Here is a 25,482-nt window from a genome sequence, read left to right as displayed (position 1 = left end):
AAGGTCATGATGGTCTCGGTTCCTTAGGTGGCAAATGCGACAAGTTCATTACGAAGCGATTGCAGCACGCACACGCGTCGAGCTTGTGGGGAAATGCGGCACGCAGCGCGCGGAAGCTGCGATTTGGAGGGGGTGCGGCGGCATACCGTGCCGTCTGCCCCTTGCGTGTGCAGCCACGCACCTCGGTGCGTTGCCGCGAAGGCATGCGCACGTTTTTGAAGCGCCAGCGGCTGCGTCATGCTCAGGCCATGATCCATACCTTGCGGACGGTTTCGAGGGTGCGCCAGGTGCCGGTGTAGCCGGGCTTCATGATGAAGCAGTCCCCGGCCTTGTAGGTCACCGGGCTCTGTCCGTCCTCGGTGATCTCGACCAAGCCGGACAGGATCAGGCAGAACTCCCAGGTCTCGCCCTTGATGGAGCGGTTGACGCCGGGTGTCGACTCCCACACGCCAGCGCGCACCTTGTCGTCCTTGGCGCTGTCGACGTCCCAGTTGCGGCACACGATGTCTCCCTCGATGACCCGTTCGGCCGGGGGCCGATATTCGCGCGGATCGCCGAGTTGGTCGAAGTTGAAGTTGACGAGCAGATTTTTTGACATGGAATGGGGACTCTCAGGAGGGTGGAACACGACCCTGATGCTATGTTCGGATGGTCCCGCGTGGGTGCCGAAGCCGATGCCGAAATCGGTGGCAAATGCGCGATTGGCTGCGCGGCCAAGTGCAATCTGCTTGCGCGGGCAAATCCGTTGAGACTGCCGCGAATCAGTTGGAGAGGTCGACCAGCACGTTCTTGAAGCGACTGTTCGCCTCCACGGCCTGCCGTCCAAGATCCTTGGCGATGCCAAAGCTGTGGTATCCGCCTGTGGGGATCACCTAGTCGGCCGTGCGGCCATAGTGATTAACCCAGACCGTGCCGGCTCCGGGTCTCGATCAGCTCGGCCGTACAAGGGCAGCGGCGACGCGCTGGGTCCGGGGATCGCCTTCGTGAAGGCCGGCAAGGTCAGACCTCTCGCAGTCACCAGCGCCGCCAAGCGCTCGCCGTCGCTGCCGGACGTCCCCACCCCCGCCTTGGCGGAGTCGGGTCTGACCGACATGGACCTGGTCACCTGGATCGGCTTCGTGGCGCCTGCTGGCACCGACCGCTCGCGACACTGCAGCGTGGCCTCATCGAAGTTGGCTGGCAAGCCCTGGCCTGCCCCTACCGCGGCCTGAGCCCCACGACTTCACTCCCACCGTTTCTGGGTCGCGATGATGCCCAGCGGATACCCGCGCCGGTCCAGCGACTGGCGCAGGACGATCCGGCTGGCGAAGCGCTCGATACCGATATCGTCTTCCAGCATCTTTTCCATCAGCGCCTGAAAATAGCCGACACCGGGCGCCACGATCTTCAGCAGGTAGTCGTACCCGCCGCTGACGTTGTAGCACTCGACGATCTCCTCGTACTTCCCGGCGCCTTCCTCGAACTTGCGGAAATCATCTGGTCGGTGGCTGCTGATGGTGACCTCCGAGAACACGATGACGCACTCCCCCAGCTTGTCTAGCGCGATGTCGGCGCTGTAGCCGCGGATCAGTCCGGTCTCCTGCAGCCGCTTGGTGCGCAGGAGACACGGGCTGGGGCTGAGGCCTATCGACTCGGCCAGATCGACGTTCGAGCAGCGCCCCTCGCGCTGGAGATGCTCCAGGATCTTGAGATCGAACCGGTCGAACGAAACTGCTGATCTCATGGGGCGATCGTACTGTCAAGTCGAGCCCGGCGACTAGCGCTGCGCCTGGGTGAGCGATTCGTCGAGCGCCTCGATCACCATTCCGGCCTGCTCCGCCGAGAGAACCAGCGGCGGACGGATCTTGAGCACGTTGTGCCCTTGGGCGCAGGCGCTGAGCAGCACGCCTTTGTCGCGCATCAGGTTGACCACCCGGCTGGTAAGGCCGCGCTCCGGAGCGCGTGTCCTCCGGTCCGATACGAGCTCGACGCCGACGAAGAGCCCCGCTCCCCGCACGTCGCCGATGGCCTCGTGCTTTGCGGCGAGCCTGGCGATGCCGTCGCGCAGCAACTTGCCGATCTTGGCTGCGTGCGGCACCAGTCGGTCACGTTCTATGGTCTCCAAAACCGCCAGGGCCGCTGCGCATGAGACCGTGTTGCCGGCGAAGGTGTTGAAGTAGCGCGAATTCTTGCCGAATTCCGCCAGGGCGTCGGCTGTCGCGAGGAGGCCCGCGATCGGCTGGCCGTTGCCCATCGGCTTGCCCATGGTGACGATGTCGGGAACCAGGCCGTGGCGCTGGAAACCCCACATGTGCTCGCCGGTGCGGCCGAAGCCGGGCTGCACCTCGTCCGCGATGAAAAGGCCGCCAGCGCGCTTGATCGCCTCGACCGCTCCCTTCAGGAAGCCCGCAGGCTCGGGCAGGATGCCGTCGCTGGTGAAAAGCGAATCGACGATCAAGGCTGCCGGCTTGATGCCATGGCGCTGCAGGTCGGCGATGGCCGCCTCGACGTCGCGCGTGAAGCGCTCGCGCAGGTCGGCGCCTTCGGCGTGGTACAGGCGCGGCGCTGCCACCAGGCGAACGTGCGGGCCGAGGTCGACGGTCACGCCGAGCGATGGCGAGAACTGCGACACGGCGTCGGTGATGCCGTGGTAGGCCGTGTCGGTGACGATCACACCCGTGCCCCCCGTGCGTACCTTGGCGATGCGATAGGCCAGGTCGTTGGCCTCGCTGCCGGTGCAGGTCAGCATCAGATGGGCCAGGTCGGTGCCGGGCACGCTGGCAAGCAGGCGCTCGGCCAGCTCGAGAATGGTGTCGTGGAGGTATCGAGTGTTGGTCGCAAGCGTCTGCACCTGGCGGCAGATCGCCTCGGTCACCGCGGGGTGGCAGTGACCGAGCGAGGTGACGTTGTTGTAGACATCGAGGTATCGGCGGCCCTCCGGGTCCATCAGCCACACGCCGTCGCCGCGCACGATGTGCAGCGGGTGTTCGTACATCAGCCGGTAGGCCGGGCCGAGCAGCGCATTGCGCCGCTCGATCATCGCCTCGGTGGCGGGCCCGACGTTGGCGCGGCCGGGGATGTAGGCGTTGACCATGTTGAAGTCAGCGGTGGTTTTCATGAGGTTCCGTTTCGTGTTGGGGTCAGTAAGCGGTCGCGCGCTTCGTCGCGGGAGAGGTCTGCCATCTGCGACAGCGCCTCCCAGGCCGCGGGGTTGTGGCGCATGATGTAGGCGCGGTTCTCGGGATATCGCAGGGCGCGCCACTCCGAGATCAGGGCCGTGATGAGGTGGCGCGTTGCCATGAGGTCGGCGACGATGTCCTGCTCCAGCTCGGTCAGCGGCAGGACGGCCTGGTAGGCACCGACGAACTGCGCCGGTCCCTCGAACGGGTCGGCGCTGCCGGTCATGTGGAAGGCCGCAGCCGTCGCCACCTCGCCGACCAGTGGCGCAAGGAGCATGTCGCCGAAGTCAATGATGCCGGTGATGCGCGCCTGGTCGTCCGGCGCGACCAGCACGTTGTAGAGGTGGTAGTCGTTGTGGATCACCTGCACCCTCGACGATGAGAGGCGGGGCAGCACATGGTCGGTGAAGCGCGTCATGAACGACTGGGCCAGCGCACGTCGTGGTCCTTCGACCAGGCTGTCGAGCTGGACAGTCAGACGGTGCGCGGCCGACACGTTCCACAGCAGGTCGTGCGTGGCCGCAGGGTGCGTGAAGCCTCGAAGAGCAAGGTTCAGTTCGGCCAGACCCTTGCCCATCGCCACGCGCTGCGCGGCGGTGCGCGGTGTCTCCCGGATCTGGATGCCCTCGAGGTACGTGAGCATGCGCACGGTGGTCCGGGTGCCGTCGGCGAGCTCCACGGTGTCGCGCGCGCGTCCGTCCAGCATCCGCACGACGCGAGGGACCGGCTGGCTGGGCGATGTGCGGGCGATGTGCTCAAGTGCGGCGATCTGGAAATCGACCAGCGACAGCGGCTCGGCGGGGTTGCTGATCTTGAACACGTAGCGCGTGCCGTCGACGGATTCCACGGCGCAATTCTGGTCGCGCTCACCAGCCAGCGCCTTCACGCTGCCGTCGATACCGTAGAGGCGCGCCACCAGCGCCTGCACCTCGGCTGGCGCCAGGTCGGGCGCTGCGGTGCTCAGCGCAGCGGCCTCGCTCGGGCGGCCCTCAGGCATCGTCCCCTGAGGTCCAAGGTGGGGGTCAGGCATGAGCATCAGAGTCCGAGCAGCGCAGGAAGCTGACGAATGTCTGTCAAGCGGCTCACGCCGTATTCGGTCGACGTAGGCTCGTGGCCCCGGTCGATGAAGGCCTTGGCCATGAAGCCCAGGTCGGACGCCGTCATCAGGTCATACCGGAAGCTTGACGAGACATGCATCATCTGATCGGGCCCGCATTTCAGCTGGTCGAACATGCACTCGAAGGCTTGCATGCGCGGCTTGTACGCACGCGCTTCCTCGGCGGTGTAGACGGCGTGGAACGGAGCCTTGAGGTGCGCGACGCTGTGAGGGATGAGGTCGACCATCGAGTTCGACAGGATCACCAGCGGCACGTGCGGCGCGATCGCCTCCAGCACCTCGACCACGTTCGGGTGAGGCTGCCAGGTCGGCACGGCGTCGTACAGCGCGACCGCATCCGATGCCAGGCATTCGATGCCGTGCGCCTTGCAGGCACGCTGGATGGAGTTCTCCACCACGTCGAAAAAGGGCTTCCAGTCGCCCAGTACCTCATCGAGGCGATAGGCCCTGAAACTGTCCAGGAACGCCGGCATCCGGTCGGCTGACACACGGTCGTTGAACAGGACTTTTGCTGTCGGGCCCATCTCGAAGTTGATGAGCGTTCCATAGCAATCGAAGCTGATGAATTTGGGTTTGAATATCATGGGTTGACCCGCTGCGTTGAGATGGAACAAGTCTAGGTTCGCGCCCATTGGAGGAGATGCCATATCGCAACGGAATCCAAGCAGTTTCTTGGTCAATCCGGATGGGGCCTGGCATTTTTGAGTGGTGATGTCCGCGGGTGCCTGATCAGCGTGGCGTGGAGTTGCGTCGCGAAGGGGGCAGGAAATCCAGCTCTATGCGGGCTACTTCTGCGCTTGCGGAACCTGGGGCGTTCTCGTCCCCAACCTCCTTGGCTGCACTGCTGACTGAACTTGCCTCCTCGTCATGGACACCCTACCGTTATGTAAGAAGGAGTCCGGCCTAGATCAGGCCACCGTACCCTGCGGCATTTCGAGAACAGATCGTTGAGCTGGCGCGAGCAGGAAGAGCCCTGCCGGGGCGTCACATAAGTTCGACCCGACAGCGCAAGCCATCGCGAACTGGGTCGGTCATCAACGATTCCGACCAGGGCAGCCAGGCGCCATAGCGAGAGAACTGGCGAAGCAACTCATTGGTGTCTCATTTGTTGCGCGTTGCCTGGGTCTGCGCGGTTCACAGGAGTAAATCCACAGCCCTGGTTCGATTTGCCTGACTTGTCTGGCGCGCCCTGTCGCCATGCCGGCTGGAGTTTTGCCTTCCAGCGTCCGTTGCTGCCACACGATGAGTTGGCAGAAGCTCCCAATCAAACATTTCCCACCTTTCATGGCATCTGCTTCGGCATCACCGCCGCAGTGCTTTCTCTAGCATGGGTCACCATCCGGCAAGCGCGAACAAGGTTTCCCATGTCCAAGCTTCTTGTCCCCTCAACTTCGACCAACTCGGCGAGCCGCCTGAATGCCGCCCGCCAGCAGAACGCGTCATCGAGGGCGATGTCGTACGCCGCAACTGGGACATCGACAGTGCGAAAGACGGCAAGTGCGTGCAGGGCTATTCGGGCCGTTCGAACTTGGCGACCTGGTCCGCGAGCTCGTCCCAGAGCAGGGCCGCGCTTCTCGACCGCGTCCACGGCCTGATCCCATTTATTGACCTGTTCAGGCATTTATTGACCTAGAACAAGTGCGCAACCCTGACACCGACACCGGGAATACCCGCACAGAAAAAATCCGGATCTTGCCTACATTGCTTGTATGCAAGATTACTGATTGCTTGCATGCAACCAATCACGGAGACTCCCCATGCCCCGTTTCGCCAAATCGCTCTTCGGTCAGGTGGTCATCGCGCTGGTGCTCGGCGTGGCGGCGGGCCTGTTCTTTCCCGACTTCGCCGTCAAGCTCAAGCCGCTCGGCGACGGCTTCATCAAGCTGATCAAGATGATCATCCCGGTGCTGGTCTTCTGCGTGGTGGTGCACGGCATCGCCGGCGCGGGCGACCTGAAGCGCGTGGGCCGGGTCGGCGTCAAGTCGCTGATCTACTTCGAGGTGCTGACCACCATCGCGCTGGCAATGGGCCTGGTGCTGGGCTTCGTGTTCAAGCCGGGCGTGGGCATGAACGTGGACCCCGGCGCGCTCGACGCCGCGGCCATGAGCGCCTATGCCTCGAACGCCGACAAGCTCACCAGCGGCGGCACGGTCGACTTCCTCATGAAGCTGATCCCGACCACGGTGGTCAACGCGTTCGCCACCGGCGACGTGCTGCAGGTGCTGCTGTTCGCGGTGCTGTTCGGCTGCGCGCTGGCGCTCCTGGGCCCGCGCGGCAAGCCGGTCGGCGACTTCGTCGAAACGCTCTCGCAGGTGCTGTTCAAGATCATGGGCATCATCATCAAGCTGGCGCCGCTGGGCGTGCTGGGCGCGATCGCCTTCACCGTGGGCAAGTACGGCATCGGCTCGCTCAAGCAATTGGGCATGCTGGTGGCGCTGTTCTACGCGTCGGTGATCGTCTTCGTGTTCGTGGTGCTGGGCTTCGTGATGCGGCTCTCGGGCTTCAGCCTCATCAAGCTGCTGCGCTACCTGCGCGAGGAGCTGACCATCGTGTTCGCCACCACCTCGTCGGACAGCGTGCTGCCGCAGATCATGGCCAAGCTGCGCCACATGGGCATTCGCGACTCGACCGTGGGCCTGGTGATCCCGACCGGCTACTCCTTCAACCTCGACGCCTTCTCGATCTACATCACGCTGGCGGCCGTGTTCATCGCACAGGCGACCAACACGCCGATCTCGACGACCGACCTGCTGACCATCCTGGCGATCGCGCTGGTCACTTCCAAGGGCGCGCACGGCGTGCCGGGCTCGGCGATCGTGGTGCTGGCCGCCACGCTGCACGCGATTCCGGCCATCCCGGCGATCGGCCTGGTGCTGGTGCTCTCGGTGGACTGGTTCATGGGCATTGCGCGCGCCCTGGGCAACCTGATCGGCAACTGCGTCGCCACCGTCGCGATCGCGGCCTGGGAAGGCGACATCGACCGCGATCGCGCCCATGCGGTGCTGAACGGCACCCACTCGCCCGAGGACGAGCCGCTGGCCGAGCCCGACTCCCCGGTCGCCGCGGCGCACGCGGCGCACGCGGCGCACGCGGCACACTAGGTCCCCTTCAACAACCGCGCCTCGCCATGACCGACGTCACGCCCACCACCATCGCCGAGCGCGTGGTCGAAGCCATCCTGGCGCAGAAGCTCGCCCCCGGCGATCGCCTCGGCGAACAGGACCTGGCGGAGAACTTCGGCGTCAGCCGCACCATGGTGCGCGAGGCGCTGATGCAGCTGCAGGCACGCGGCTTCGTCGAGGTGCAGTCGAGGCGCGGCTGGTACGTGGTGCAGCCTTCGGCCGAGGAGGCGCGCGACGCCTTCGCCGCGCGCCGCATCGTCGAGGCCGGCATCCTGGCCGAGGCGGGGCGGCCGCTCTCGAAGGTGATCCGCAAGCTGCGCGAGCACATCGCCGACGAGAAGCGCGCCATCGCCGGCGCCGATGCCGCGACGCGCGCCTTCCTGCTGGCCGACTTCCATGTCTGCCTGGCCGACCAGATGGGCCACCGCCTGCTGGTCGACGTGCTGCGCGACCTCACGGCCCGCACCACGCTCGCGGCCACGCTGTTCCAGTCGAAGCACGAGGCCGGGCAGTCGTGCGCCGAGCATGCGGCGATCGTGGCCGCGCTGGAAGCCGGCGACACCAAGCGCGCGCGGCAGCTGATGCTCGACCACATCGGCAACGTCGAAGAGGCGCTGCAGGTCGAGGCCGAGGCCGCGCCGGGCGCCGACGAGCGCCTGCGCGCCATGCTGGCGCCGGTGACGCTTCCTCGCGCCTTGCGCTGACAAGGCGGCGAACCTGGTCGGCTACAGTAGCCGGCGTATGAATTCACCCCAACTCCAGCGCGGCGTCTTCCTGTTCCTGCTGGCGTCCGTCACGGTCGCCTTCCTCGCGATCCTGGCCCCCTTCTCCGGCGCCGTGCTCTGGGGCGTGGCCCTTGCCATCCTGTTCACGCCGCTCTACAAGCGGCTGCTCAGGAAGATGCCCAAGCGGCGCAACCTCGCGGCGCTCGCCACGCTCGCGATCTGCCTGGTGATCGTGATCATCCCGCTCTCGATGGTCACCGCCTCGCTGGTGCAGGAGGTGTCGCTGGTGGCGCAGAAGATCCGCTCGGGCGAGATCAGCTTCGCGCGCTACCTGCAACAGATCGCGGCCGCCTTGCCGCAATGGCTGCTCAGCCTGCTTGACCGCTTCGGCCTCGGCAACATGGAGGCGCTGCTCGGCAGGCTTTCGCAGGGGGCGGCCCAGACCAGCCAGATGATCGCCACCCAGGCCGTCAACATCGGGCAGAACACCTTCGAGTTCCTGGTCAGCTTCGCGGTCATGCTGTATCTGCTGTACTTCCTTTTGCGCGACGGCGCCGAGCTGTCGAAGACGGTGCGCGAGGCGCTGCCGATGGCGCGGCCGCACACGCACTACCTGCTCAACAAGTTCACCACCGTGATCCGCGCCACCATCAAGGGCAACGTGGCGGTCGCGGCCGTGCAGGGCGCGCTGGGCGGCCTCGCCTTCTGGTTCCTCGACGTGCAGGGCGCGCTGCTGTGGGCTGTGCTGATGGCCTTTCTCTCCCTGCTGCCTGCCGTGGGCGCAGCGCTGATCTGGCTGCCTGTGGCGCTCTACTTCCTGGCCACCGGCGCGATCTGGCAAGGCGTGTTCCTGATCGTCTTCGGCGTGGTCGTGATCGGGCTGGTCGACAACGTCCTGCGCCCCGTGCTGGTGGGCAAGGACACGCAGATGCCCGACTACATCGTGCTGATGTCCACCATCGGCGGCATGGCGCTCTTCGGCGTCAACGGCTTCGTGATCGGGCCGGTGATCGCGGCGCTGTTCATGGCCGCCTGGGACCTGTTCGCCTCGTCGAACGAGGAGCAGGGCGAGCCGCCGGCCTGATCCGGGGGGCGCTTCGCCCGCCGCTCGCGCATTTGGCGCGCGCATTTCCGCATTCCGTCGCATGACGCTGGGCAGCAGCCGGCGGTTGCGCGATCTTCGGGCCTCCACTTCCGACGAGGCCCTTGATGAACTTTTCTGCTCACCTGCCCCGCCGCGGCACGCGCGTCCTGTGCGCCGCCGCCCTGCTCGCCCCGCTGGGCGCGCTCGCCGCCGACCTGCGCCTGAGCGTCGTCGATGGCCCGGCGACCGAGGCCACGCTCTACGTCGCGCTCTTCGACAGCGCCGAGAGCTACGCCGCAGGCAAGGCGCTCGCCGCGCAGACCGTGCCGCTGCGCGCCGGCGCAGCCCAGCTTGCCTTCCCGGGACTGGCGCCGGGACGCTATGCGCTGCGAGTGTTCGCGGACGAAAACGGCAACGGCAAGCTCGACACCAACCTGATGGGCATGCCGACCGAACGCTACGGCTTCTCGAACGACGCCAAGGGCAACCGCGCCGCGCCGGGCTTCGATGCCGCGACGTTCCGCATCGATGCCGATCTCAAGACCGTCATCCACCTGCGCTGAGGCGGAGATGCTGAGACGCGAACTCCTGCGCCTGCTCGCATGGGCCGGCGCCACTCCCCTGCTGACTTCCCTCGTGCATGCCGGCACCGACAGCTGGCAGGCCGACTTCGAAGCCTCCGATGCGCCCTGGAAGATCGGCTTCGCCACGCCGCCGGCCGACCTGCCGCTGATTCGCACAGCGGTGCGCGGCCGCTTTCCCGACGCGGTCGCGGGCACGCTCTTTCGCATCGGCCCGACGGGCCACGACCTGGGCGGCGAGCGCTACCACCACTGGTTCGACGGCGACGGCATGGTGCATCGCTTCGTCATCGAAGGCACGCAGGTCCACCACCAGGGCCGCTACGTCCAGACGCCCAAGCACGTGGCCGAGGTGCGGGCCGGCCGCCGGCTGACCGAGGCCTTCGGCACGATCCCGCCGGGGGTGGAGCCGCCGACTTCGGCCGACAGCATCAACGTCGCCAACACCAGCGTGCTGCCGCTCGCGGGCGAAGTGCTCGCGCTGTGGGAAGGCGGCTCGGCCACGCGCATCGACGCGCGCACGCTGGACACGCTAGGCGTGAAGACCTGGCGCCCCGATCTCGCCGGCATGCCCTTCTCGGCCCATCCCCGGGTGGACCCCGACGGCACGATCTGGAACTTCGGCGTCGGCTCCAGCCAGGGACTGCTCGCGCTCTACGAGATCGCGCCCGACGGCGCGCTGCGCCGCGCGGCCGCGGCGCCGGTGGCCGACCTGCCGATGGTCCACGACTTCGCCGTCACCGAGCGGCACCTGGTCTTCCTGATGCCGCCGCTGGTCTACGACGGCAAGCGCAAGGAGGCCGGCGCGAACTTCCTCGACGCCCACGTGTGGCGGCCCGAGCTGGGCATGCGCGCGCTGGTGGTCGACAAGAAGAACTGGGACCGGCGCCAGCTGCTCACGCTGCCGGCCGGCTTCCTGTTCCATGTAGGCAATGCATGGGAAGAAGAGACGCCTCGCGGCACGCGGATCCGCATCGACTATGTGCGCTCGGACAACGCGAGCTCGGTGTTCACCACCAACCGCGAGCTGATGCGCGGGCGCCGCGTGAAGAGCACCGATCCGCACCTGACCCTGGCCACGCTGAACCTCGGCGCCGGCCAGGCCACGCAGGAGGCGCTGCCGCTGGACGCCGAGTTCCCGCGCATCGACCCGCGCCGCGTCGGCCTGCGCCACCGCAGCGTGGTGCATGCCACGCAAGGCATGCGCGAGCAACCCGGCTTCGGCGCCATTGCGCGCACCGATGTCGAGACCGGCCGCAGCCAGCGCTTCTCCTTCGGCGCGCAGGCGATGGTGGAGGAACACCTGTTCGTGCCCGACGGCACCGGCCCGGGCTGGATCCTCGGCACCGTGCTCGACGTCGCACAGAAGAAGACGCTGCTGTGCTGCTTCGCGGCCGACCAGCTGACTGCCGGACCGGTGGCGCAGGCGACGCTGCCCTATGCGCTGCCGCTCGGGCTGCACGGGGCTTTCGTGCCCGTCTGAAGCATGGCGGAGCCCATCATCTGCCGGTACCAGGCATGGAAGTGCCACATGCCGTCTTCCAGCGGCGACTGGTAGGGCCCGACGTCCGAAGTGCCGCGCTCGAGCAGCGCGCGGCGGCCCGCGTCCATGCGCTCGCCGATCTCGTCATCTTCCCTGGCGGTTTCCATGTAGGCGGCGCGCTGAGCTTCGACGAACTCGCGCTCGAAGGCGGCGATTTCCTCCGGGTAGTAGAACTCGACCACGTTGACGGTGTCCTGCGGACCCTTCGGATAGAGCGTGGACAGCACCAGCACGTGCGGATAGAGCTCGATCATGTGGGTCGGGAAGTACGTCACCCACACCGCGCCGAAATCGGGCGCGGCGCCGGTGCGGTAGTCGAGCAGGCGCTCGTGCCAGGTGCGATAGACCTCCGTACCGGGCTGGCCCAGCGCCTGGTGCACGCCGACGCGCTGCATGCTGTACCAGTCGGCGAAGTCCCACTGCAGCTCGCTGCAGCTGACGAAAGCGCCAAGGCCGGGGTGGAACGGCGCGACGTGGTAGTCCTCCAGGTACACCTCGATGAAGGTCTTCCAGTTGTAGTTGCACTGGTGGACCTCGACATGGTCGAGCACGTAGTCGGAGAAATCGAACTCCGGCCGCGCGAACAGCGGCGCCATGTCCTGCGCCGGATCGCGCGCGCCCTCGAACAAGAGGCCGTGGCAGTTGCGCAGCCCGAAGCACTGCAGGTTCTTGCAGGGCTTCTGCTCGAACTGCGGCGCACCCAGCAGCTCGCCGCGGTCGTCGTAGGTCCATCGGTGCAGCGGGCAGACGATGCGGCCGCCGGCGGAAGCCAGGTTGCCGCTCGGGTTGGCAAGGCCGCGCACGTCGCCGGTTTCGCCGCCGAGGATCAGCGCCTGCCGGTGCCGGCAGACGTTGGACATCAGGGTCACGCCCTCGGCATTGCGCACCAGCACACGCCCACCGCCCTCCTGCGCGAGCCGGCGCCAGTCGCCGACCTGGGGGACCGTCTTCTCGTGCCCGACGTAGCGGGCCGATCGATCGAAGATCAATTCCTGCTCGCGCGCGAACAGGGCCTGGTCGAAGTAGGCATCGACCGGCAGCTGCGTGGACGCCGGCAGAACATGCGAAAGACGTGTGACATCGTTCATCGGAATCTCCAATGCGTGACGGGATGCGCCGGGCCTTCGCCGGCGTCGACGCATCGCGTGAATGGAAGGGGCTACGAATCGGCCAGCAGGCGGGCGATTCGCGTGTCGAGCGGGAGCTTGGGACAGGTGCTGCACTGCTCGCCGTCGCGGCGGCGGAAGTGGTGGCAGCACACCTTGCGCTCGAGCGCGAGCGCGGGCGTGCCGTCGCGCGCGCGGTAGGCGAAGAAGCCGCAGCCGCCGGCGATGCGCAGGCGCGCGAGCCAGGCCGAGCCGAGTGCGGCGAGCTCGCTGTCGCTGCAAGCCGGTGCGTGGGCGTGCACCAGCAGCAAGGCGCCGAGCACGCACTCGGCCTGCAGGCGGTCGGCCGCGCGCGCATGCAGCGTGACGCAGCGCGAGAGCGCCGCGCGCATCGCATCGCAGAATGTGCGCAGCTCGGCGGCCGCGGCATCCATGCGCGCCGACAGGCTCCCCGTGACCGGCGCATGGACGGGCAGCTGGAGGCCACGCGGGAAGCCCTCGGCCACCGGCTGAGCGAGGCCGGCGAGCCGCGGCACGTGCGTGTCCAGCTGCGCGGCGATCACGCTCAGATAGACCGGCTGCCAGATCGCCAGACCCCAGCAGCGCAGCGCGAGGTAATGCGCGCCGGCCTCCGGATACGCCTCGGCCCAGTGGCGGCACAACGCGCGCAAGGCAGTCTCGTCGCCTTCGCGCAGCGCGCCGGGCAAGACCTCCCTGCCCTGCGTGCCGCACAGCCCGGGGACGATGCGCTGCGCGAGCCGCAGCATGCGGGCGAGATCGGAGTCGGGCCGCGCGGCCGGCATCGCGCCGGCAACGACCGCAGCACCCGCGCCCGCCTGCATGCCGAGCATCACGCCACGCTTTCCGCCAGGGCGGCCGCTCTCGCCTCTGCCGCCGGGCGGCGGCGGAACTTGGCGATCGGGTTCGCGAGATTCCCCGCCATCTTCAGGCTGGACGCCGGATCGGACAGGTTCACCATCTGCACGTTGTTGCCGAGCTGCAGGCGGTTCAGGCAGGAATGCAGGAACTCGGGCACGAACATGTCGTAGTGCGCGTACTTGTCGGCGCGCTCCGGGTGGGCATCCTGGTAGTCGTGCACGCAGTCGGCCACGGCGCGCCAGAAATCGTCCTCGGTGCAGCAATCGTTCTCGACCAGCACCGGGTTGATATGACGCAGCACGCCGTCGAACACGTCGATGAAGATGCCGAGCAGCTTGAAGTGGTCCGGCACGTCCACTGCGATGCGATCGACGCGCTCCGGCAGGCGCGCCTTAGCCGCGAGGTCGAGGATGGCGCATTCCTCGGCGATGTCCTTCATGATGGCGCGCACGGGTACGTGCCGGTCGAGCACCAGGATCAGGTTCTCGCCGTGCGGCATGAACGTCAGGTCGTGCGCGTAGAAGCAGTGCAGCAGCGGCGTCAGGTAGGCCTGCAGGTAGCTGCGCAGCCAGTCCACGGTGGAGAGGCCGGAGCGGCGGATCAGCTCGGGCAGCAGCGCTTGGCCGTGCTTGTCGACATGCAGCAGCGCGGCCATGGTCATCAGGCGCTCGCCCGGCTGCAGCAGCGTCAGCGGGCTTTCGCGCCACAGCGCCGAGAACATCTTCTTGTAGGGCGTGTCGAGCGGGATCGCGGCCTCGTAGTAGTGGTTGCGAAAGCCCATGGCCGCCACTTCCTGCAGGATGGTGAATCCGTTCGCACGCAGGACTTCGTCCTGCGTCACCAGCTTCTTGATGAACTCGTTGATCGCCGGCGTGCCCGACATGTAGTAAGGCGAGAGCCCGCGCATGAAGCCCATGTTCAGGATCGACAGCGAGGTCTTCACATAGCGCTTGGAACGGTCGCTGGTGTTGAAGAAGGTGCGGATCGACTGCTGGGCGATGTAGCGGTCGTCGCCGTAGTCCAGGCAGATGATCTTGCGCCGCGCCACGTAGCCGGCGAACGCGATCGACAGCTTGTTGAACCATTGCCACGGATGCGCGGGCATGAAGTAGTAGTCGGCCGGGGCTACGCCCAGTTCGTGCAGCCGGGCGGTGAAGCGCCGGACCGTCTCGGCGCCCAGCTCTTCGGCCACGAGTTGCTCGTAGCTCAGCGTGGAGATGCTCGCGAAGGCGGCGTTGTCCTTGTGCACCGCCAGCCAGATCACGCGGATGTCGGATCCGGCCTCCGGCGCGTAGGCGCGGTAGTCGACCGCATTGAAGCCCAGCCGGCCGTTGTTGGCGACGAAGCCCGGGTGGCCTTCGGTCATGCCGACCTCGATGGTCTGGAAGTCGGTGGCGTCGGCGAGCTCGGCGCTGCTGGGCGCATCGGCCTTCATGCGCTTGAAGGCGCTGCCGAACAGGGTGCTGCTGATCTCATCGAGATAGATCGGCAGCAGCTCCTCGCGGATACCCAGGCGCTGGCGGCATTCGATGATGAACTGCAGCGCATCGAGCGGCGCATCGGCGTCGTTCACCAGCTTGCGGATCGATTCCGGCTTGATGTGCCAGTGGCGCAGCGCCAGGCGTTGCGCCTCGAACAGATAGCGCGCCGCGCCGTCGTCCGACAGCAGTTCGTAGAGCGCGAAGTTGCCGCTGGTCGGCTCGAGCTCTTCGGGCTCGACGATCAGCTCGTGCGCGTATTCGGCAATCGCCTTGCGCAGCAGCAGGCGATTGGCCTCGGCCCACACCTCCGGCGTCAGGTGTGCGGCGGCCTCGGCCGGGTGTTGCGAGAGCTGGTTCACGAGGGTGAGGTTCATGGATGGATTTCCTCCAGGGTAGCGGCCGTGGCCTGTTCAAAATCTCGCCGGGTGCAGAAGGCGAGGCTGGCGATCTTCTCGGTGAAGACGACGTCGCGGTCGTAGACGAAGCCTGCCGACCGGTTGAGTGCGTGGATCCTGTGGTTGGTGGCGTCAGGCTCCACCACGATGCGCTCGGCGCCCAGGTGGGCGAACATGAAGCGCATCAGCGCATGGAATACGGCGCGCGTGAAGCCGCGGATGCGCACATCCGACGGCCCGACGAAGACGTGCATGCCCAGGTCGCCGGGCCGCACTTCATAGAAAGTGCGGATCCGGTCGTGCGCGGGGTCGTAGCACTCGGCCAGGAAGGCGGGCCGGCCTTCGTGCAGGCCGATATAGGCGGTGGCGGTGCCGGATTCCATCAGCGCCTGGTAGGCCTCGCGGACTTCATCCTCGGTCTTGTCCTGCATCAGCCAGAAGGCGGCGCGCTCCTGCGTGAACCAGCGGTGCAGCATCGGCGCGTCCTGCGGAATGCGCAGCAGGCGGAACACGAAGCCCTCCGCATCGCGGTAAGACGCCAGCGCGGCCTCGGCGCGGCGGTGGACGCTGTCAGTTCGCATGGGCCGGCACCTCCAGCTTGGCGACATGGTCGGCACTGGGCACGTTGAGGATCAGGCGATCCAGCAGCGCGGTCAGCACGAAGCCACCCGCCGCCAGCAGGAAGGGCAGGTGCAGCCCGTAGCGATCGACGATGGCGCCGGCCGCGAACGAGGACAGCAGCACCCCCAGGTTCTGGAAGAAGTTGGTGATGCTGTAGTCGTGCGCGTAACGCTCGGGCGTCGACAGTCGGAATAGGTTGACTTCGAGCTTGACGATGATCTGGAACAGCGCCCAGCCATACAGCACGCGCCCGAGCACGATCCACACCGGATCCGGCGCCGCATGCAGCAGCAGGCCGACCATGCCCAGCAGCAGGTTGCCCACGGTGTGGTCGGGCAGCCGGCCGCCGCGCGCGCGGATGCGGGCATGCAGCCGCAGCGCGACGATGGCGACCACGCCCGGAATGGCGAAGGCCATGCCGGAGATCAGCTCGCTGTCATAGCCCGTGGTCTTCTGCCAGTAGACCGAGAAGAAGGGGCGGATCAAGTAGGCGCTGAAGTCGAACAGCAGCATCACCAGCGCCAGCCGCAGGATCGGCAGCCGGGCGCGCCAGTCGACGCGGCGCGGCGCTGCAGCAGCGGCGGCTTGCGCATGCGCGCCGCTGTTGACGCGCACGATCTTGCCGCTCCTGATCAGGTACATGCAGACCGCCATCTGGAAGAAGTCGCCCGCGGCCATGGCATAGATGCTGGCACGCGGCCCCCAGGCCTCCAGCACCAGGCCGCCCACGACGGCGCCGAAGATGGCGCCGAAGTGCACCACCACCGACAGCACGCCGATGGTGGCCGCGTGCTCGTCCTTGGGCGTGAGGCGCATCATGTACGGGTACATCAGCAGGTAGCTGCTCTTGCACATGAACATCAGCATCGACAGCACCCAGTACGTCTGCACGTCGGGCGCCCAGTCGCACAGCAGGCTGAAAGTGCCGGCGGCGAACTGCGTGTAGACCAGCAGGTACAGGGGCTCGACGCGCCGCGCCACGCGCGCCCAGATGGGCAGCGTGCACATCACGGCGATCGAGATGGCCGCCACGTAGGCGCCCACGTGCACCGCGCTGTCCAGCGCGTAGCGCTCACTGAAGAACTGCGGATAGAAGGGAATCAGGATGGCGTCGCTGATGACGGCCAGCACCGTCATCGTGATGATGTGGGATCGCAGGTTCATGGACGTCCTGTTTCAGAGCCTGACGAAATCCGCGCTGGACGGAATCGAGAAATCCTGGATCGCGATGCGACGCTCGACCCGGTAGTGCTCCACCCCCGTCAGTTCGCGCAGGATGAACGAGTTGCGCCAGCAGCTCATGCCGAGGTCCTGGTTGGTCATGCCGTGGGTGTGCTGGCCGGCGTTCTGCACGAAGATCTCGTTGCCGTTGAAGTCGGCCGCGTAATTGCGCGCCAGCCGGTAGCGGCCCTTCTCGTCCCAGTGCAGCCGATGGCGGATGCCCTCGATGAAGGGCGGGATGTTCTCGCGGTAGCCGGTGGCGAAGACCAGCCCCTCGGTGCGGTGCGCGTAGCGCGCCTCGCAGTCGAGCTGGCGGAATTCGATCTCGTAGCGGCCGGCCGCGGCGTCGTGACGGCAGTCCTGCAGCTCGCAGTTGGTGATGAGGTGGGTGCGCAGCCGCCCCTGCGTGCGGCGGTCGTCGAGCAGGTCGTAGATCTGGTTGATCAGGCTGGCGTTGACGCCCTTGTAGAGGCTGTCCTGCGTGCGGACGATGCGCTCCTTCTTCTCTTCGTCGAGGTTGTAGAAGTAGTCGATGTAGTCCGGCGAGAACATCTCGAGCGTGAGCTTGGTGGTCTCCATCTGGAAGAAGCGCGGCGAGCGGGTGATCCAGGTCAGGCTGTAGTCGTGCGCGTCGGCTTCCTTGAGCAGGTCGTGATAGACCTCGGCCGCGCTCTGGCCGCTGCCGACGATGGTGATGGAGCGCTTCTGCTGCAGCTGCGCCTTGCTCTCGATGTAGTCGGCGGTGTGCAGATAGCGGTGCTCGCCCGGCTTGCAGCAGGCGGGGAAGAGCGGCTTGGAGCCGACGCCCAGCACCAGCTTGCGAGCGCGCAGGACGAAAGGCTCGCGCTCGGGCCCTCGCACGCCGGTCACCACGTAGCAGTTGCGCTCGGCGTCGTGAACCACCTCCTGCACTTCGTGCTCGAAGCGCACGTTGCTCAACTGCGCCGCGGCCCATCGGCAGTAGCGGTTGTACTCGGCGCGCGTCAGGTAGAAGCTCTCGCGGAAGTAGTACGAATAGATCTTGCCCTCTTCCTTGCAGTAGTTGAGGAAGCTGAAGCGGCTCTTCGGGTCCGCCAGGCTCACCAGGTCCGCCAGGAAGGGGTTCTGCAGCGTGGTGTTGTCGATCAGCATCCCCGGATGCCAGCTGAACTCCGTGTTGCGCTCGAGGAAGATGCCGTTCAGGCCACCGATGGGCTGCGCCAGGCAGGCCAGGCTCAGATTGAAGGGCCCGAGCCCGATCCCGATGAATTCATGGATGTCTTGCTTCATCAAAGGCCATCTCCTTGTTTCCCCTACCACTGGTAGGTGAAGGTTGCGGTCACGTTGCGGGCGTCGCCCCAGTAGCAGTAGTCCTGGTTCATGCACGACGCCACATACGACTTGTTGAACAGGTTGTTCGCGGCCAGGCGCAGGTTGGAGCCCTTGAGCGACGGGTTCAGGCGCCCGAGATCGATGCGCAGCATCAGGTCCACCAGCAGGTACGAGGGCACCTTGAAGCTGTTGGCGTTGTCGACCCAGCTGGTGCCCACATAGCGCACGCCGCCGCCCACCGTGTAACCCGGCGCGAAGCTCCAGTCGCCCCAGACCGAAGCCATGTGGCGCGGCGCCTGGTAGGGCGTCTTGCCGGTGAAGCCGTCCGGCGACTCGATGTACTTCATGTCGGTGTAGGTGTAGGTCGCCAGCACCGACACGTCGCGCGTCAGCTGCGAACGCGCCTCGAGCTCGAGCCCGCGCGAACGCACCTTGCCGGCGGCCTCGAAGAAAGTGGCGCCCACCGGACGCGTGGCGACGTTCTTCTGCTCCAGGTCATACACGGCCGCGGAGAGCAGCGTGTTCGAATCCTTGGGCTGCCAGCGGATGCCGGCCTCCACCTGCTCGGTTTCGGCCGGCGGCAGGATGTTGCCCTGCCGGTCGTTGCGCAGGCTCGGGTTGAAGCCGTCGGAATAGCCGACATAGGGCGCGACGCCGTTGTCGAACAGGTAGACGGCGCCGATGCGCTTGGTGAACTTGGAGCCGCTCCATTGCGCCGCAGCGCCGGTGCCCATCTGGTTCGACGCCTTCGCCCGGTCCTCGCGGCCGCCCAGCGTGAGGCGCCAGCCGCCCAGCGCCATCTGGTCCTGCAGATAGAAGCCGGTCTGCTCGAAGCGGCGGTCGATCGGGAAGCTGGTTACGTCGCTCAGGCCGGGGAAGCCGTAGACGGGAGCGAAGACGTTGATCGGCAACGCGCCGCCCGATTCCCAGTTGCCGTCGACGTGGCGCTTCTGGTAGTCCAGGCCCGCGAGCAGCGCGTGCTCGACCGCGCCCGTCCGGAAGCGGCCTTCGAGCTGGTTGTCGACGGTGTGGCCGCGCGTCGATTCGCGGGCGCCGGAGTAGAACCGCGTCAGCTCGTCGGCGCCGGCCCAGCCGTAGCCGTAGACCTGGCGCAGGGTGGTGTCGGCCGTGACGTAGCGGAAGTTCTGCCGGAACTTCAGCTGCTCGCTGAAGGCGTGCTCGAACTGGTAGCCGGCGAAGCGCTGCGTGCGATGGTATTTCTCGATGCTCGGATCACCGTCGAAGAAGTAGCGCGAGATCCTGCGGCCGTTGTGGTTGGCGTTGATGCTGCCGTCCGCCGGCACGCCGCTGTGGTAGCTGCCCTCGGGATCGTCCTGGAGATAGGCCTGCAGCAGGAGGCGCGTGTCCTTCGAGGGCTTGATCAGGAGCGACGGCGCGATGGCGCGCCGCTCCTCCTTCACGTGCTCGAACTGCGAGTCCAGCTTGCGCGCCAGCGCCGTCATGCGAAAGGCCGCCACGCCGTTGGCATCGACAGGTCCCGTGAGGTCGACCGCACCTTCCAGGCGGTTGCGGTTGCCGACGGTGAGCTGGACTTCGCGGTGCGGCTCGAATTGCGGCGTCATACTGGTCAGGGCGACCAGGCCGCCCGGCGACGCTCGCCCGTAGAGCACCGAGGCCGGCCCGCGCACGACGTCGATGCGCTCCAGGAAATAGGGATCGACCTGCATCGAGGTGTAGCTGCCCTGGTCGCTCAGCATGCGCAGCCCGTCGAGCAGGGTGCTGTCGACGCTGCTGTCCTTGAAGCCGCGCAGGGCCACGTAGTCGTAGCGGTTGGAGGAACCCACGAGGCCGGTGAAGGCGCCGGGCGTGTAGTTCAGCGCCTCGGGAATGGCGCGCGGCTTCTGGCTTTCCAGCTGTTGCTTGGTCACCACCGAGATCGACTGGGGCGTCTCGATGATGGGCGTGTCGGTCTTGGAACCCGATGCGCTGCTTCGCGCGACGTAGCCGGTGACGCCGGTCGCGGCTTCCTGCTCGGCGCTGGCGTTGACCGTCACCATCGGCAAGCCGGCGGCACCCGACGCCGCAGGCGCGGCCGTGACGACGGCGGCATTGCCGTCGATCGCCGCCGCCAGCGCGCTGCCGGCCAACAGGCGGTCCAGCGCCTGCCGTGGCGTGAGCCGGCCGGAGACGGCAGGTGCCGTCTTGCCCGCCACCAGTGCGGGCGGCACCATCAGTTCGAGCCCGGCCTGCCGCGCCAGATCGTTGAGTGCCTGCGCCAGCGGTTGCGCCGCGATGTTGATCGGCACCGGGGTGGAGGCCAGGTCGCTGCCGGTGGCCTGGGAGTGCGCCGCGCTGCCGGCAAAGGCCAGTGCCACGGACAGGGCGAGCGGGGCGAAGTGGAAGCGGGGGCGGGGCATGCGTCGATTTCCGGGAAAGGTAAATAAGAATCCTTCCCATGTAGACGCACCGGCTTTGCGAAACCCCAGGTGGGCCGCAAAGTTTTTTTTTGCTTCGCGATCAGTGGGCCGAAACGATTTCCGTCATGCCGTCGTGCTCGCGCAGCCGCACCGGCAGCACCTGCGGCAGTGCGCGCGAGAAGTTGTCGAGCCGGCGCGGATCGAAGGTGCCGGTGACCCGCAGCGCGGCCACCTCCGGGTCGCGCACGATCAGCTTCACAGGGCCGTAGCGCTCGAACTCCGCCAGGGCCTGGGCCAGCGACGCGTTGTCGAAGCTGACGCGGCTGTCGCGCCAGGGGGCAATGCCGGCTGTCGGCACGGCGGACACGGCGCCGAGCCTGCCTGCCGCATCGCTGGCGATCTGCTGGCCGCTGCGGAGTTCCACCGCGGCGCCGTCGCCGGCCACGCGCACGCGGCCCTCTTCCACCGCCACGCGCACCTTCTCGTTGCCCGGGATGCCGGGCGTGTGGCGCACCGAGAAACGGGTGCCGACGACCGTGATGCGCAAGGGGCCGGCCCAGACGTCGAAAGGCCGCGAGGGGTCGGCCCTGACCTGCAGCACGGCCTGGCCCTCGGGCAGCCGAAGCTCGCGGCGCTGACGGTAGAAGTTCACCTCGGCACGGGTCGCGGTGTCGATCCGCAGATGGGTCGCGTCGGGCAAGTCCACGTCGAGCTGCTGGCCGCGCGCGGTGGCGAAGCTCTCGACGAACACGGGCTGCTGCCAGTGGCTCCAGGCCAGGTAGCCGCCGCAGCACACCAGGAGCACCGCTGCAACGACGGCCGCTTGCGGCACGAGGGCGCTCAGTTGCTGCCACCAGGCGCGACGTGGCGACGACGCCCGCGCCGCGGCCTTGTCGCTGGCCAGCTTCTTCCGCAAGCTGCGCACGCCCTCCGCCGGCAGCGCATCGAGCGCATCCCAGTCGCGCTGCCAATGCGCGAAAGCCTTGCGGCGGGCTTCATCGGCAGCCAGCCAGGCCTGGAGCGCGGCTTCGTCGGCGGCACAGAAGCCGCCGCTCCTCTGGCGCACGAGCCAATCCAGGGCGGTGTTCTCGAGCTCTGCGGATGACGCGGCTGGCGGTTCGGCTGGCGGCTGTGTGGTCATGGCGCAGTATTCGGCTCCTTCATGTAGACGCACGAGCGGCCTGAAACCCTATGCCGTGCCATCGAGTGCATTCCTGCAGCGCCGGCAGGCCTGCATGGCCAATTGGATGTGCTGCTCGACCATCTTGCGCGAAATGCCCATGCGCTCGGCCACTTCCGCATGCGGCAGGCCATCGAACTTGTGCAGGATGAAGGCCTCGCGGCAGCGCAGCGGCAAGGCGTCGATGGTGGCCAGCATGACGCTCACCCCCTGGGCCGAGGCGGCGGCGGTCTCGGGTTCGAAGGCCGGCGGCGCGGCCAGTTCGTCGAGATCGAGGGCGGCCTCCTCGGCATCCGCCTGCAGCGCCTCGCCGCGCACTTCGCTGCGGCGGTACTGGTCGATCTGCAGGTTGCGCACCGTGCGGTAGAGGAGCGCGCGCGGCTCCGGCATCGGCTGGCCCGAGCGCTGCACCGCAAGCACGCGCGCATAGCTTTCCTGCACCAGATCGGCCGCGGCATCGCGGCTGCGCGCCGTGCGGGAGCAGAAATTCAGCAGTTCCTGGTAGTAGCGCTCGAGCACAAATCGACTTTGGGCAGTGGCGGCAAATGAGATTCATTCTCATTATGTCCGATTCAACATGACAGATCGTTGTATGATGCTCGTCATGCGAAAAACGATAGCCAACGCCAGGACTGCCGCCAAAGAAGCGGCGCACGAACGCATCGTGGGCGTGGCCGCGCGAGCGATCCGCCGCAGCGGCTACGCCGGTACCGGGGTCGCCGACATCATGAAGGAGGCCGGCCTGACGCATGGCGCCTTCTATGCCCATTTCTCGTCACGCGAAGCCATGCTGGCTGAAGCTGCGGCTCAGGCGTGCGCGGAGTCCGCCGCCGCGGCAGCGGATGCGGTTGCGAGCGTGCCCGCCGAGAAGGCTTTGGAATCCATGCTTCGCGCCTATCTCTCCAAGGAGCACCTGGAGCAGGTGGAGATCGGATGCCCCCTGGCCGCGCTGGGCTCGGAAACGCCGCGACAGGCCCTCGAAGTGCGCCGAGCGACCACCCTACACATCAAGGCGATGGTCGATCTGGTTGCCCGCCAGTCACCTGACTGGGGGCAGCCCGCTGCACACGAGCAAGCACTCGTGACCATCGCCACCCTGGTCGGCGCTTTGGTACTGGCTCGTGCAGTCGACGAACCGGCGCTGTCGGACCGCCTGCGCGAGGCTGCGCTGAAGCAACTGCTCCGCGGCGGTACCTGAATCCCATTGATGGATGCTGCCTCATCGCCCGTCTTTACATATTATGAATATCATGCGAAATGGATCTGAGGCCCTTCTTGTTTTTGCTTCGCTACGCACTGTGCATGCCGAAGAACTCCCGAATCCCACACGCTGACGGAGAAACGTCATGCGGTTGATCCAAAGATCCACTACCTCCGGCCTCGCGAGCCGCATGCGCCTGCTGCGCAGGTTTGCATAGAGAAGAACCATGAAAGCATTTGTTCTCGATCGATACGGCAAAAAGCGTGCGTTGCGGTCGGCAGACATGCCGAGTCCGGAGTTGCGCGACGACGAGGTCTTGGTCCAGGTTCATGCCGCCGGCGTGAACATGCTGGACGCCAAGATCAGGGATGGCGAGTTCAAGCTCATCCTGCCCTATCGCCTGCCCCTCCTCCTCGGCCACGACGTGGCCGGCGTCGTGGTCAAGGTCGGACCTCTCGCGCGGAGATTCAAGCCGGGTGACGAGGTCTATGCCCGGCCGGATGACTTGCGCATCGGCACCTTCGCCGAATACATCGCGATCAGGGAGGAATCCTTGGCGATCAAGCCCAAGGCGCTCAGCATGGAAGAGGCCGCTTCCATCCCGCTGGTGGGCCTGACGGCCTGGCAAGCGCTGATCGAAAAGGCGAACCTGAAGAAGGGGCAGAAGGTTTTCATCCAGGCGGGGTCCGGCGGCGTCGGAACGTTTGCCATTCAGTTGGCCAAGCATGTGGGCGCCACCGTAGCCACTACCACGAGCGCCGCCAATATCGACTTGGTGAAGAGCCTCGGCGCAGACATCGTCATCGACTACAAGAAAGACGACTTCGAGAAAGTGCTGCAGGACTACGACGTGGTCCTCCACAGCCAGGATGCGGCAGCGTTGGAGAAATCCCTGCGCGTGCTGAAGCCCGGCGGAACACTCATCTCGATTTCTGGTCCTCCGGATCCCGCATTCGCCACGGGAATCGGAGCGCCGTGGTTCGTGAAGCTCGTCGTCCGCCTGCTGAGCTCCGGGGTCAGAAAAAGAGCGAACCGTCGTGACCTGAGGTATTCGTTCCTCTTCATGCGAGCCAGCGGGCAGCAGTTGCGCGAGATCGCTTCGCTCATCGATGCAGAAGCCATACGCCCAGTCGTGGATCGGGTCTTCCCGTTCGAATCGACCAACGAAGCGCTGGCCTATGTGGAAAAGGGACGGGCCAAGGGCAAGGTCGTCGTCAAGGTGAGATAGGCCCGACCGCGAAGTGCAAGCATCAAGCCTCAGCGCTGCCGCACGCGCCGCGAGTGCGCGGGCGATGCACTGGCCGCCTCGACTCGTTGCGTCTCCGCCTCTTTCCTGAACTCCCCCGTGCTCATGCCGAAGCGAAGCCTGAAAAGCTTGCCGGCATAGCTTGCGTCTCGCACGCCGATTTCGTCGGCCAGCGCGGCAAGACTGCTGTCCGAGTTGAGCAGGCGCCAGCGAAGATGCTGCAGCCGCATCTCCTGCCAGTACACCTGCGCGGTCTGCTCGAACTGCTGCAGAAAGCGGCGGTCGAGCTGCCGCCGGCTGATGCCCACGCTGCTCGCGATATCGGCGACCGAACACGTGCTGGCCAGCCTCTTGCGCATCAGGCCGATGGCGCGACCGAGGTAGCGGCCGGCCTGCGGCTCGGCACTTTGCGACTTGAGCAGATGGCGGCTTGCGCGCGGCTCGTCGACCAGCATGTCGGCCAGGCCCTTGAGAGCGCGCGCGCGGCCGCAGTGCTGCACCAGCAACTCCACGGCCACGTCGATCGCGGCGCTGCCGCCTGCGCAGGTGATGCGCTTGCCGTCGAAGAGATAGAGCTGCTCGGTCTTGATGGGGATGCGCGGGAATGCGGCTTCGAATTCCACCGCGTGCCGCGGATGCAGCGCAACCTGGTGACCGTTCAGCAGCCCCAACTCCGCGAGCAGGAAGCAGCCGTTGTCGATGCTCAGGAGCGTCAGCCCATGGCGCGCCGCGCCCTTGACGAGCGGCGCGTAGGCCCGCGCCCGGCGCCGCGTGTCGGCGGCGCTGCGGCCGCCAAAGACGACGAGGTAGTCGTAGTCGGACCACCGTACCTGCTGCGGCGTGAGCTGGATCGAGATCTCCACGCCGCTGTTCGAACTGACAGTGCCGGCCTCGAGGCCCACGATGTCCCAGCGGCAATGGCGCTGCCGGCTGTAGTCCTCATCGTCGGCCGAGAAGCGCAGCTTGTCGAGAAAGCCGCCGAAGGGCAGCAGCGCGAAATCCGGCAGCGGAAGGATGAGCACGCGCACGTCCGGCGCGATGGGCTTGGCCTGCGCAGGCGGCAGCACCGCGCGCGCGGGTCGCTTGCGAATCGCGGTCTTGGCGATGTCCAAATCGGCTGATAGCACGTCCAA

The 25,482-nt window shown here is 66.7% G+C and carries 24 protein-coding genes and 2 pseudogenes; 10 read left to right on the top strand and 16 right to left on the bottom strand.

The genetic code is table 11. The features are described 5' to 3' along the window. Positions 1-241 precede the first annotated feature (241 nt). Positions 242-598, bottom strand: coding sequence for a cupin domain-containing protein (locus AC3A6B_RS12385; protein WP_487836992.1), 357 nt, complete (start codon positions 596-598; stop codon positions 242-244). Positions 599-761: 163 nt separating this feature from the next. Beyond that, positions 762-917: pseudogene (locus AC3A6B_RS12380) on the bottom strand (aldehyde dehydrogenase family protein); the annotation flags it as partial. On the opposite strand from AC3A6B_RS12380, the gene AC3A6B_RS12375 reads away from it, so the two are divergent. Then, positions 894-1,211: a tripartite tricarboxylate transporter substrate-binding protein gene (locus tag AC3A6B_RS12375; protein ID WP_487836991.1), complete on the top strand. Its 318-nt coding sequence runs from the start codon at positions 894-896 to the stop codon at positions 1,209-1,211. The pseudogene AC3A6B_RS12380 and the gene AC3A6B_RS12375 overlap by 24 nt on opposite strands. Before the next feature lie 11 nt (positions 1,212-1,222). Here AC3A6B_RS12375 and AC3A6B_RS12370 read toward each other — a convergent pair whose 3' ends face one another. From AC3A6B_RS12370 to AC3A6B_RS12355, 4 genes are read right to left on the bottom strand one after another with little or no spacing between them, the layout of a single operon-like run. After that, on the bottom strand, positions 1,223-1,723 hold the full coding sequence (locus AC3A6B_RS12370) for an Lrp/AsnC family transcriptional regulator (RefSeq protein WP_487836990.1): 501 nt from the start codon (positions 1,721-1,723) through the stop codon (positions 1,223-1,225). A gap of 33 nt (positions 1,724-1,756) precedes the next feature. After that, positions 1,757-3,097 (bottom strand): aspartate aminotransferase family protein, encoded by a 1,341-nt coding sequence (locus tag AC3A6B_RS12365; RefSeq protein ID WP_487836989.1) that lies wholly within the window; start codon positions 3,095-3,097, stop codon positions 1,757-1,759. Further along, a complete protein-coding gene (locus AC3A6B_RS12360) occupies positions 3,094-4,155 on the bottom strand; it encodes a phosphotransferase (RefSeq protein ID WP_487836988.1) in 1,062 nt (353 codons plus the stop codon). Before AC3A6B_RS12360 ends, AC3A6B_RS12365 begins: the two co-directional genes overlap by 4 nt. Positions 4,156-4,193: 38 nt before the next feature. Then, complete coding sequence (locus AC3A6B_RS12355) at positions 4,194-4,859, bottom strand: haloacid dehalogenase type II (protein ID WP_487837008.1); 666 nt, start codon at positions 4,857-4,859, stop codon at positions 4,194-4,196. 323 nt (positions 4,860-5,182) lie between these two features. Between AC3A6B_RS12355 and AC3A6B_RS12350 the strand changes: the two are divergent. The 7 genes and pseudogenes from AC3A6B_RS12350 to AC3A6B_RS12320 form a co-directional block, all read left to right on the top strand. After that, positions 5,183-5,307 (top strand): annotated as a pseudogene (locus tag AC3A6B_RS12350) (IS3-like element ISAav4 family transposase); the annotation flags it as partial. A gap of 295 nt (positions 5,308-5,602) precedes the next feature. Further along, positions 5,603-5,908 (top strand): hypothetical protein, encoded by a 306-nt coding sequence (locus AC3A6B_RS12345; protein ID WP_487836987.1) that lies wholly within the window; start codon positions 5,603-5,605, stop codon positions 5,906-5,908. A 124-nt stretch (positions 5,909-6,032) separates the two neighbouring features. Beyond that, a complete protein-coding gene (locus AC3A6B_RS12340) occupies positions 6,033-7,376 on the top strand; it encodes a C4-dicarboxylate transporter DctA (RefSeq protein ID WP_487836986.1) in 1,344 nt (447 codons plus the stop codon). Between the two features lie 26 nt (positions 7,377-7,402). After that, complete coding sequence (locus tag AC3A6B_RS12335; protein WP_487836985.1) at positions 7,403-8,101, top strand: GntR family transcriptional regulator; 699 nt, start codon at positions 7,403-7,405, stop codon at positions 8,099-8,101. A gap of 37 nt (positions 8,102-8,138) precedes the next feature. Further along, positions 8,139-9,206 carry an AI-2E family transporter gene (locus AC3A6B_RS12330; RefSeq protein ID WP_487836984.1) on the top strand — a complete coding sequence of 356 codons (1,068 nt, stop codon included), beginning with the start codon at positions 8,139-8,141 and terminating at the stop codon, positions 9,204-9,206. 125 nt (positions 9,207-9,331) lie between these two features. Continuing rightward, positions 9,332-9,769: a DUF2141 domain-containing protein gene (locus AC3A6B_RS12325; protein WP_487836983.1), complete on the top strand. Its 438-nt coding sequence runs from the start codon at positions 9,332-9,334 to the stop codon at positions 9,767-9,769. 7 nt (positions 9,770-9,776) lie between these two features. After that, positions 9,777-11,270, top strand: a complete 1,494-nt coding sequence (locus AC3A6B_RS12320) for a carotenoid oxygenase family protein (protein ID WP_487836982.1) — start codon at positions 9,777-9,779, stop codon at positions 11,268-11,270. Here AC3A6B_RS12320 and AC3A6B_RS12315 read toward each other — a convergent pair. The 9 genes from AC3A6B_RS12315 to AC3A6B_RS12275 all read right to left on the bottom strand — a co-directional run bounded on the left by AC3A6B_RS12315 (position 11,225) and on the right by AC3A6B_RS12275 (position 22,421). After that, a complete protein-coding gene (locus AC3A6B_RS12315) occupies positions 11,225-12,418 on the bottom strand; it encodes an aromatic ring-hydroxylating oxygenase subunit alpha (RefSeq protein ID WP_487836981.1) in 1,194 nt (397 codons plus the stop codon). The genes AC3A6B_RS12320 and AC3A6B_RS12315 overlap by 46 nt on opposite strands. Positions 12,419-12,489: 71 nt before the next feature. Next, positions 12,490-13,287 carry a siderophore ferric iron reductase gene (locus AC3A6B_RS12310; RefSeq protein ID WP_487836980.1) on the bottom strand — a complete coding sequence of 266 codons (798 nt, stop codon included), beginning with the start codon at positions 13,285-13,287 and terminating at the stop codon, positions 12,490-12,492. Continuing rightward, entirely contained in the window at positions 13,287-15,170 is a 1,884-nt protein-coding gene (locus AC3A6B_RS12305; RefSeq protein ID WP_487836979.1) for an IucA/IucC family protein, read from the bottom strand. Before AC3A6B_RS12305 ends, AC3A6B_RS12310 begins: the two co-directional genes overlap by 1 nt. Further along, positions 15,167-15,772, bottom strand: coding sequence for a GNAT family N-acetyltransferase (locus AC3A6B_RS12300; protein ID WP_487836978.1), 606 nt, complete (start codon positions 15,770-15,772; stop codon positions 15,167-15,169). Before AC3A6B_RS12300 ends, AC3A6B_RS12305 begins: the two co-directional genes overlap by 4 nt. Then, a complete protein-coding gene (locus tag AC3A6B_RS12295) occupies positions 15,762-16,976 on the bottom strand; it encodes an MFS transporter (protein WP_487836977.1) in 1,215 nt (404 codons plus the stop codon). The genes AC3A6B_RS12300 and AC3A6B_RS12295 overlap by 11 nt, the downstream gene beginning before the upstream one ends. A 12-nt stretch (positions 16,977-16,988) precedes the next feature. Beyond that, positions 16,989-18,302, bottom strand: a complete 1,314-nt coding sequence (locus AC3A6B_RS12290; RefSeq protein ID WP_487836976.1) for a lysine N(6)-hydroxylase/L-ornithine N(5)-oxygenase family protein — start codon at positions 18,300-18,302, stop codon at positions 16,989-16,991. Between the two features lie 23 nt (positions 18,303-18,325). Further along, the gene (locus AC3A6B_RS12285; protein WP_487836975.1) at positions 18,326-20,722 is read right to left on the bottom strand and encodes a TonB-dependent siderophore receptor; all 2,397 of its coding nucleotides are present in this window, start codon (positions 20,720-20,722) and stop codon (positions 18,326-18,328) included. A gap of 100 nt (positions 20,723-20,822) precedes the next feature. Next, complete coding sequence (locus AC3A6B_RS12280) at positions 20,823-21,863, bottom strand: FecR family protein (RefSeq protein WP_487836974.1); 1,041 nt, start codon at positions 21,861-21,863, stop codon at positions 20,823-20,825. Positions 21,864-21,911: 48 nt separating this feature from the next. Then, positions 21,912-22,421 (bottom strand): sigma-70 family RNA polymerase sigma factor, encoded by a 510-nt coding sequence (locus tag AC3A6B_RS12275; RefSeq protein WP_487836973.1) that lies wholly within the window; start codon positions 22,419-22,421, stop codon positions 21,912-21,914. Between the two features lie 73 nt (positions 22,422-22,494). Between AC3A6B_RS12275 and AC3A6B_RS12270 the strand changes: the two genes are divergently transcribed. Further along, positions 22,495-23,100, top strand: coding sequence for a TetR/AcrR family transcriptional regulator (locus AC3A6B_RS12270; RefSeq protein ID WP_487836972.1), 606 nt, complete (start codon positions 22,495-22,497; stop codon positions 23,098-23,100). A 229-nt stretch (positions 23,101-23,329) separates the two neighbouring features. Continuing rightward, positions 23,330-24,331 carry an NADP-dependent oxidoreductase gene (locus AC3A6B_RS12265; protein WP_487836971.1) on the top strand — a complete coding sequence of 334 codons (1,002 nt, stop codon included), beginning with the start codon at positions 23,330-23,332 and terminating at the stop codon, positions 24,329-24,331. 29 nt (positions 24,332-24,360) lie between these two features. Here AC3A6B_RS12265 and AC3A6B_RS12260 read toward each other — a convergent pair whose 3' ends face one another. Next, entirely contained in the window at positions 24,361-25,476 is a 1,116-nt protein-coding gene (locus AC3A6B_RS12260) for a GlxA family transcriptional regulator (protein ID WP_487836970.1), read from the bottom strand. Positions 25,477-25,482 lie beyond the last annotated feature (6 nt).

This window comes from Variovorax sp. Soil_C_33, assembly GCF_057656935.1.
This window is presented reverse-complemented; position numbering and strand designations above follow the sequence as displayed.

What these genes read in the sequence shown, in the direction of transcription:
- AC3A6B_RS12305 (WP_487836979.1), bottom strand. Translation starts at nt 15,170, where the DNA reads ATGAACCTCACCCTCGTGAACCAGCTCTCGCAACACCCGGCCGAGGCC.
- AC3A6B_RS12295 (WP_487836977.1), bottom strand. Translation starts at nt 16,976, where the DNA reads ATGAACCTGCGATCCCACATCATCACGATGACGGTGCTGGCCGTCATC.
- AC3A6B_RS12285 (WP_487836975.1), bottom strand. Translation starts at nt 20,722, where the DNA reads ATGCCCCGCCCCCGCTTCCACTTCGCCCCGCTCGCCCTGTCCGTGGCA.
- AC3A6B_RS12265 (WP_487836971.1), top strand. Translation starts at nt 23,330, where the DNA reads ATGAAAGCATTTGTTCTCGATCGATACGGCAAAAAGCGTGCGTTGCGG.
- AC3A6B_RS12330 (WP_487836984.1), top strand. Translation starts at nt 8,139, where the DNA reads ATGAATTCACCCCAACTCCAGCGCGGCGTCTTCCTGTTCCTGCTGGCG.
- AC3A6B_RS12270 (WP_487836972.1), top strand. Translation starts at nt 22,495, where the DNA reads ATGATGCTCGTCATGCGAAAAACGATAGCCAACGCCAGGACTGCCGCC.
- AC3A6B_RS12370 (WP_487836990.1), bottom strand. Translation starts at nt 1,723, where the DNA reads ATGAGATCAGCAGTTTCGTTCGACCGGTTCGATCTCAAGATCCTGGAG.
- AC3A6B_RS12300 (WP_487836978.1), bottom strand. Translation starts at nt 15,772, where the DNA reads ATGCGAACTGACAGCGTCCACCGCCGCGCCGAGGCCGCGCTGGCGTCT.
- AC3A6B_RS12290 (WP_487836976.1), bottom strand. Translation starts at nt 18,302, where the DNA reads ATGAAGCAAGACATCCATGAATTCATCGGGATCGGGCTCGGGCCCTTC.
- AC3A6B_RS12345 (WP_487836987.1), top strand. Translation starts at nt 5,603, where the DNA reads ATGGGTCACCATCCGGCAAGCGCGAACAAGGTTTCCCATGTCCAAGCT.
- AC3A6B_RS12385 (WP_487836992.1), bottom strand. Translation starts at nt 598, where the DNA reads ATGTCAAAAAATCTGCTCGTCAACTTCAACTTCGACCAACTCGGCGAT.
- AC3A6B_RS12325 (WP_487836983.1), top strand. Translation starts at nt 9,332, where the DNA reads ATGAACTTTTCTGCTCACCTGCCCCGCCGCGGCACGCGCGTCCTGTGC.
- AC3A6B_RS12310 (WP_487836980.1), bottom strand. Translation starts at nt 13,287, where the DNA reads ATGCTCGGCATGCAGGCGGGCGCGGGTGCTGCGGTCGTTGCCGGCGCG.
- AC3A6B_RS12340 (WP_487836986.1), top strand. Translation starts at nt 6,033, where the DNA reads ATGCCCCGTTTCGCCAAATCGCTCTTCGGTCAGGTGGTCATCGCGCTG.
- AC3A6B_RS12360 (WP_487836988.1), bottom strand. Translation starts at nt 4,155, where the DNA reads ATGCCTGAGGGCCGCCCGAGCGAGGCCGCTGCGCTGAGCACCGCAGCG.
- AC3A6B_RS12280 (WP_487836974.1), bottom strand. Translation starts at nt 21,863, where the DNA reads ATGACCACACAGCCGCCAGCCGAACCGCCAGCCGCGTCATCCGCAGAG.
- AC3A6B_RS12365 (WP_487836989.1), bottom strand. Translation starts at nt 3,097, where the DNA reads ATGAAAACCACCGCTGACTTCAACATGGTCAACGCCTACATCCCCGGC.
- AC3A6B_RS12355 (WP_487837008.1), bottom strand. Translation starts at nt 4,859, where the DNA reads ATGATATTCAAACCCAAATTCATCAGCTTCGATTGCTATGGAACGCTC.
- AC3A6B_RS12335 (WP_487836985.1), top strand. Translation starts at nt 7,403, where the DNA reads ATGACCGACGTCACGCCCACCACCATCGCCGAGCGCGTGGTCGAAGCC.
- AC3A6B_RS12315 (WP_487836981.1), bottom strand. Translation starts at nt 12,418, where the DNA reads ATGAACGATGTCACACGTCTTTCGCATGTTCTGCCGGCGTCCACGCAG.
- AC3A6B_RS12320 (WP_487836982.1), top strand. Translation starts at nt 9,777, where the DNA reads ATGCTGAGACGCGAACTCCTGCGCCTGCTCGCATGGGCCGGCGCCACT.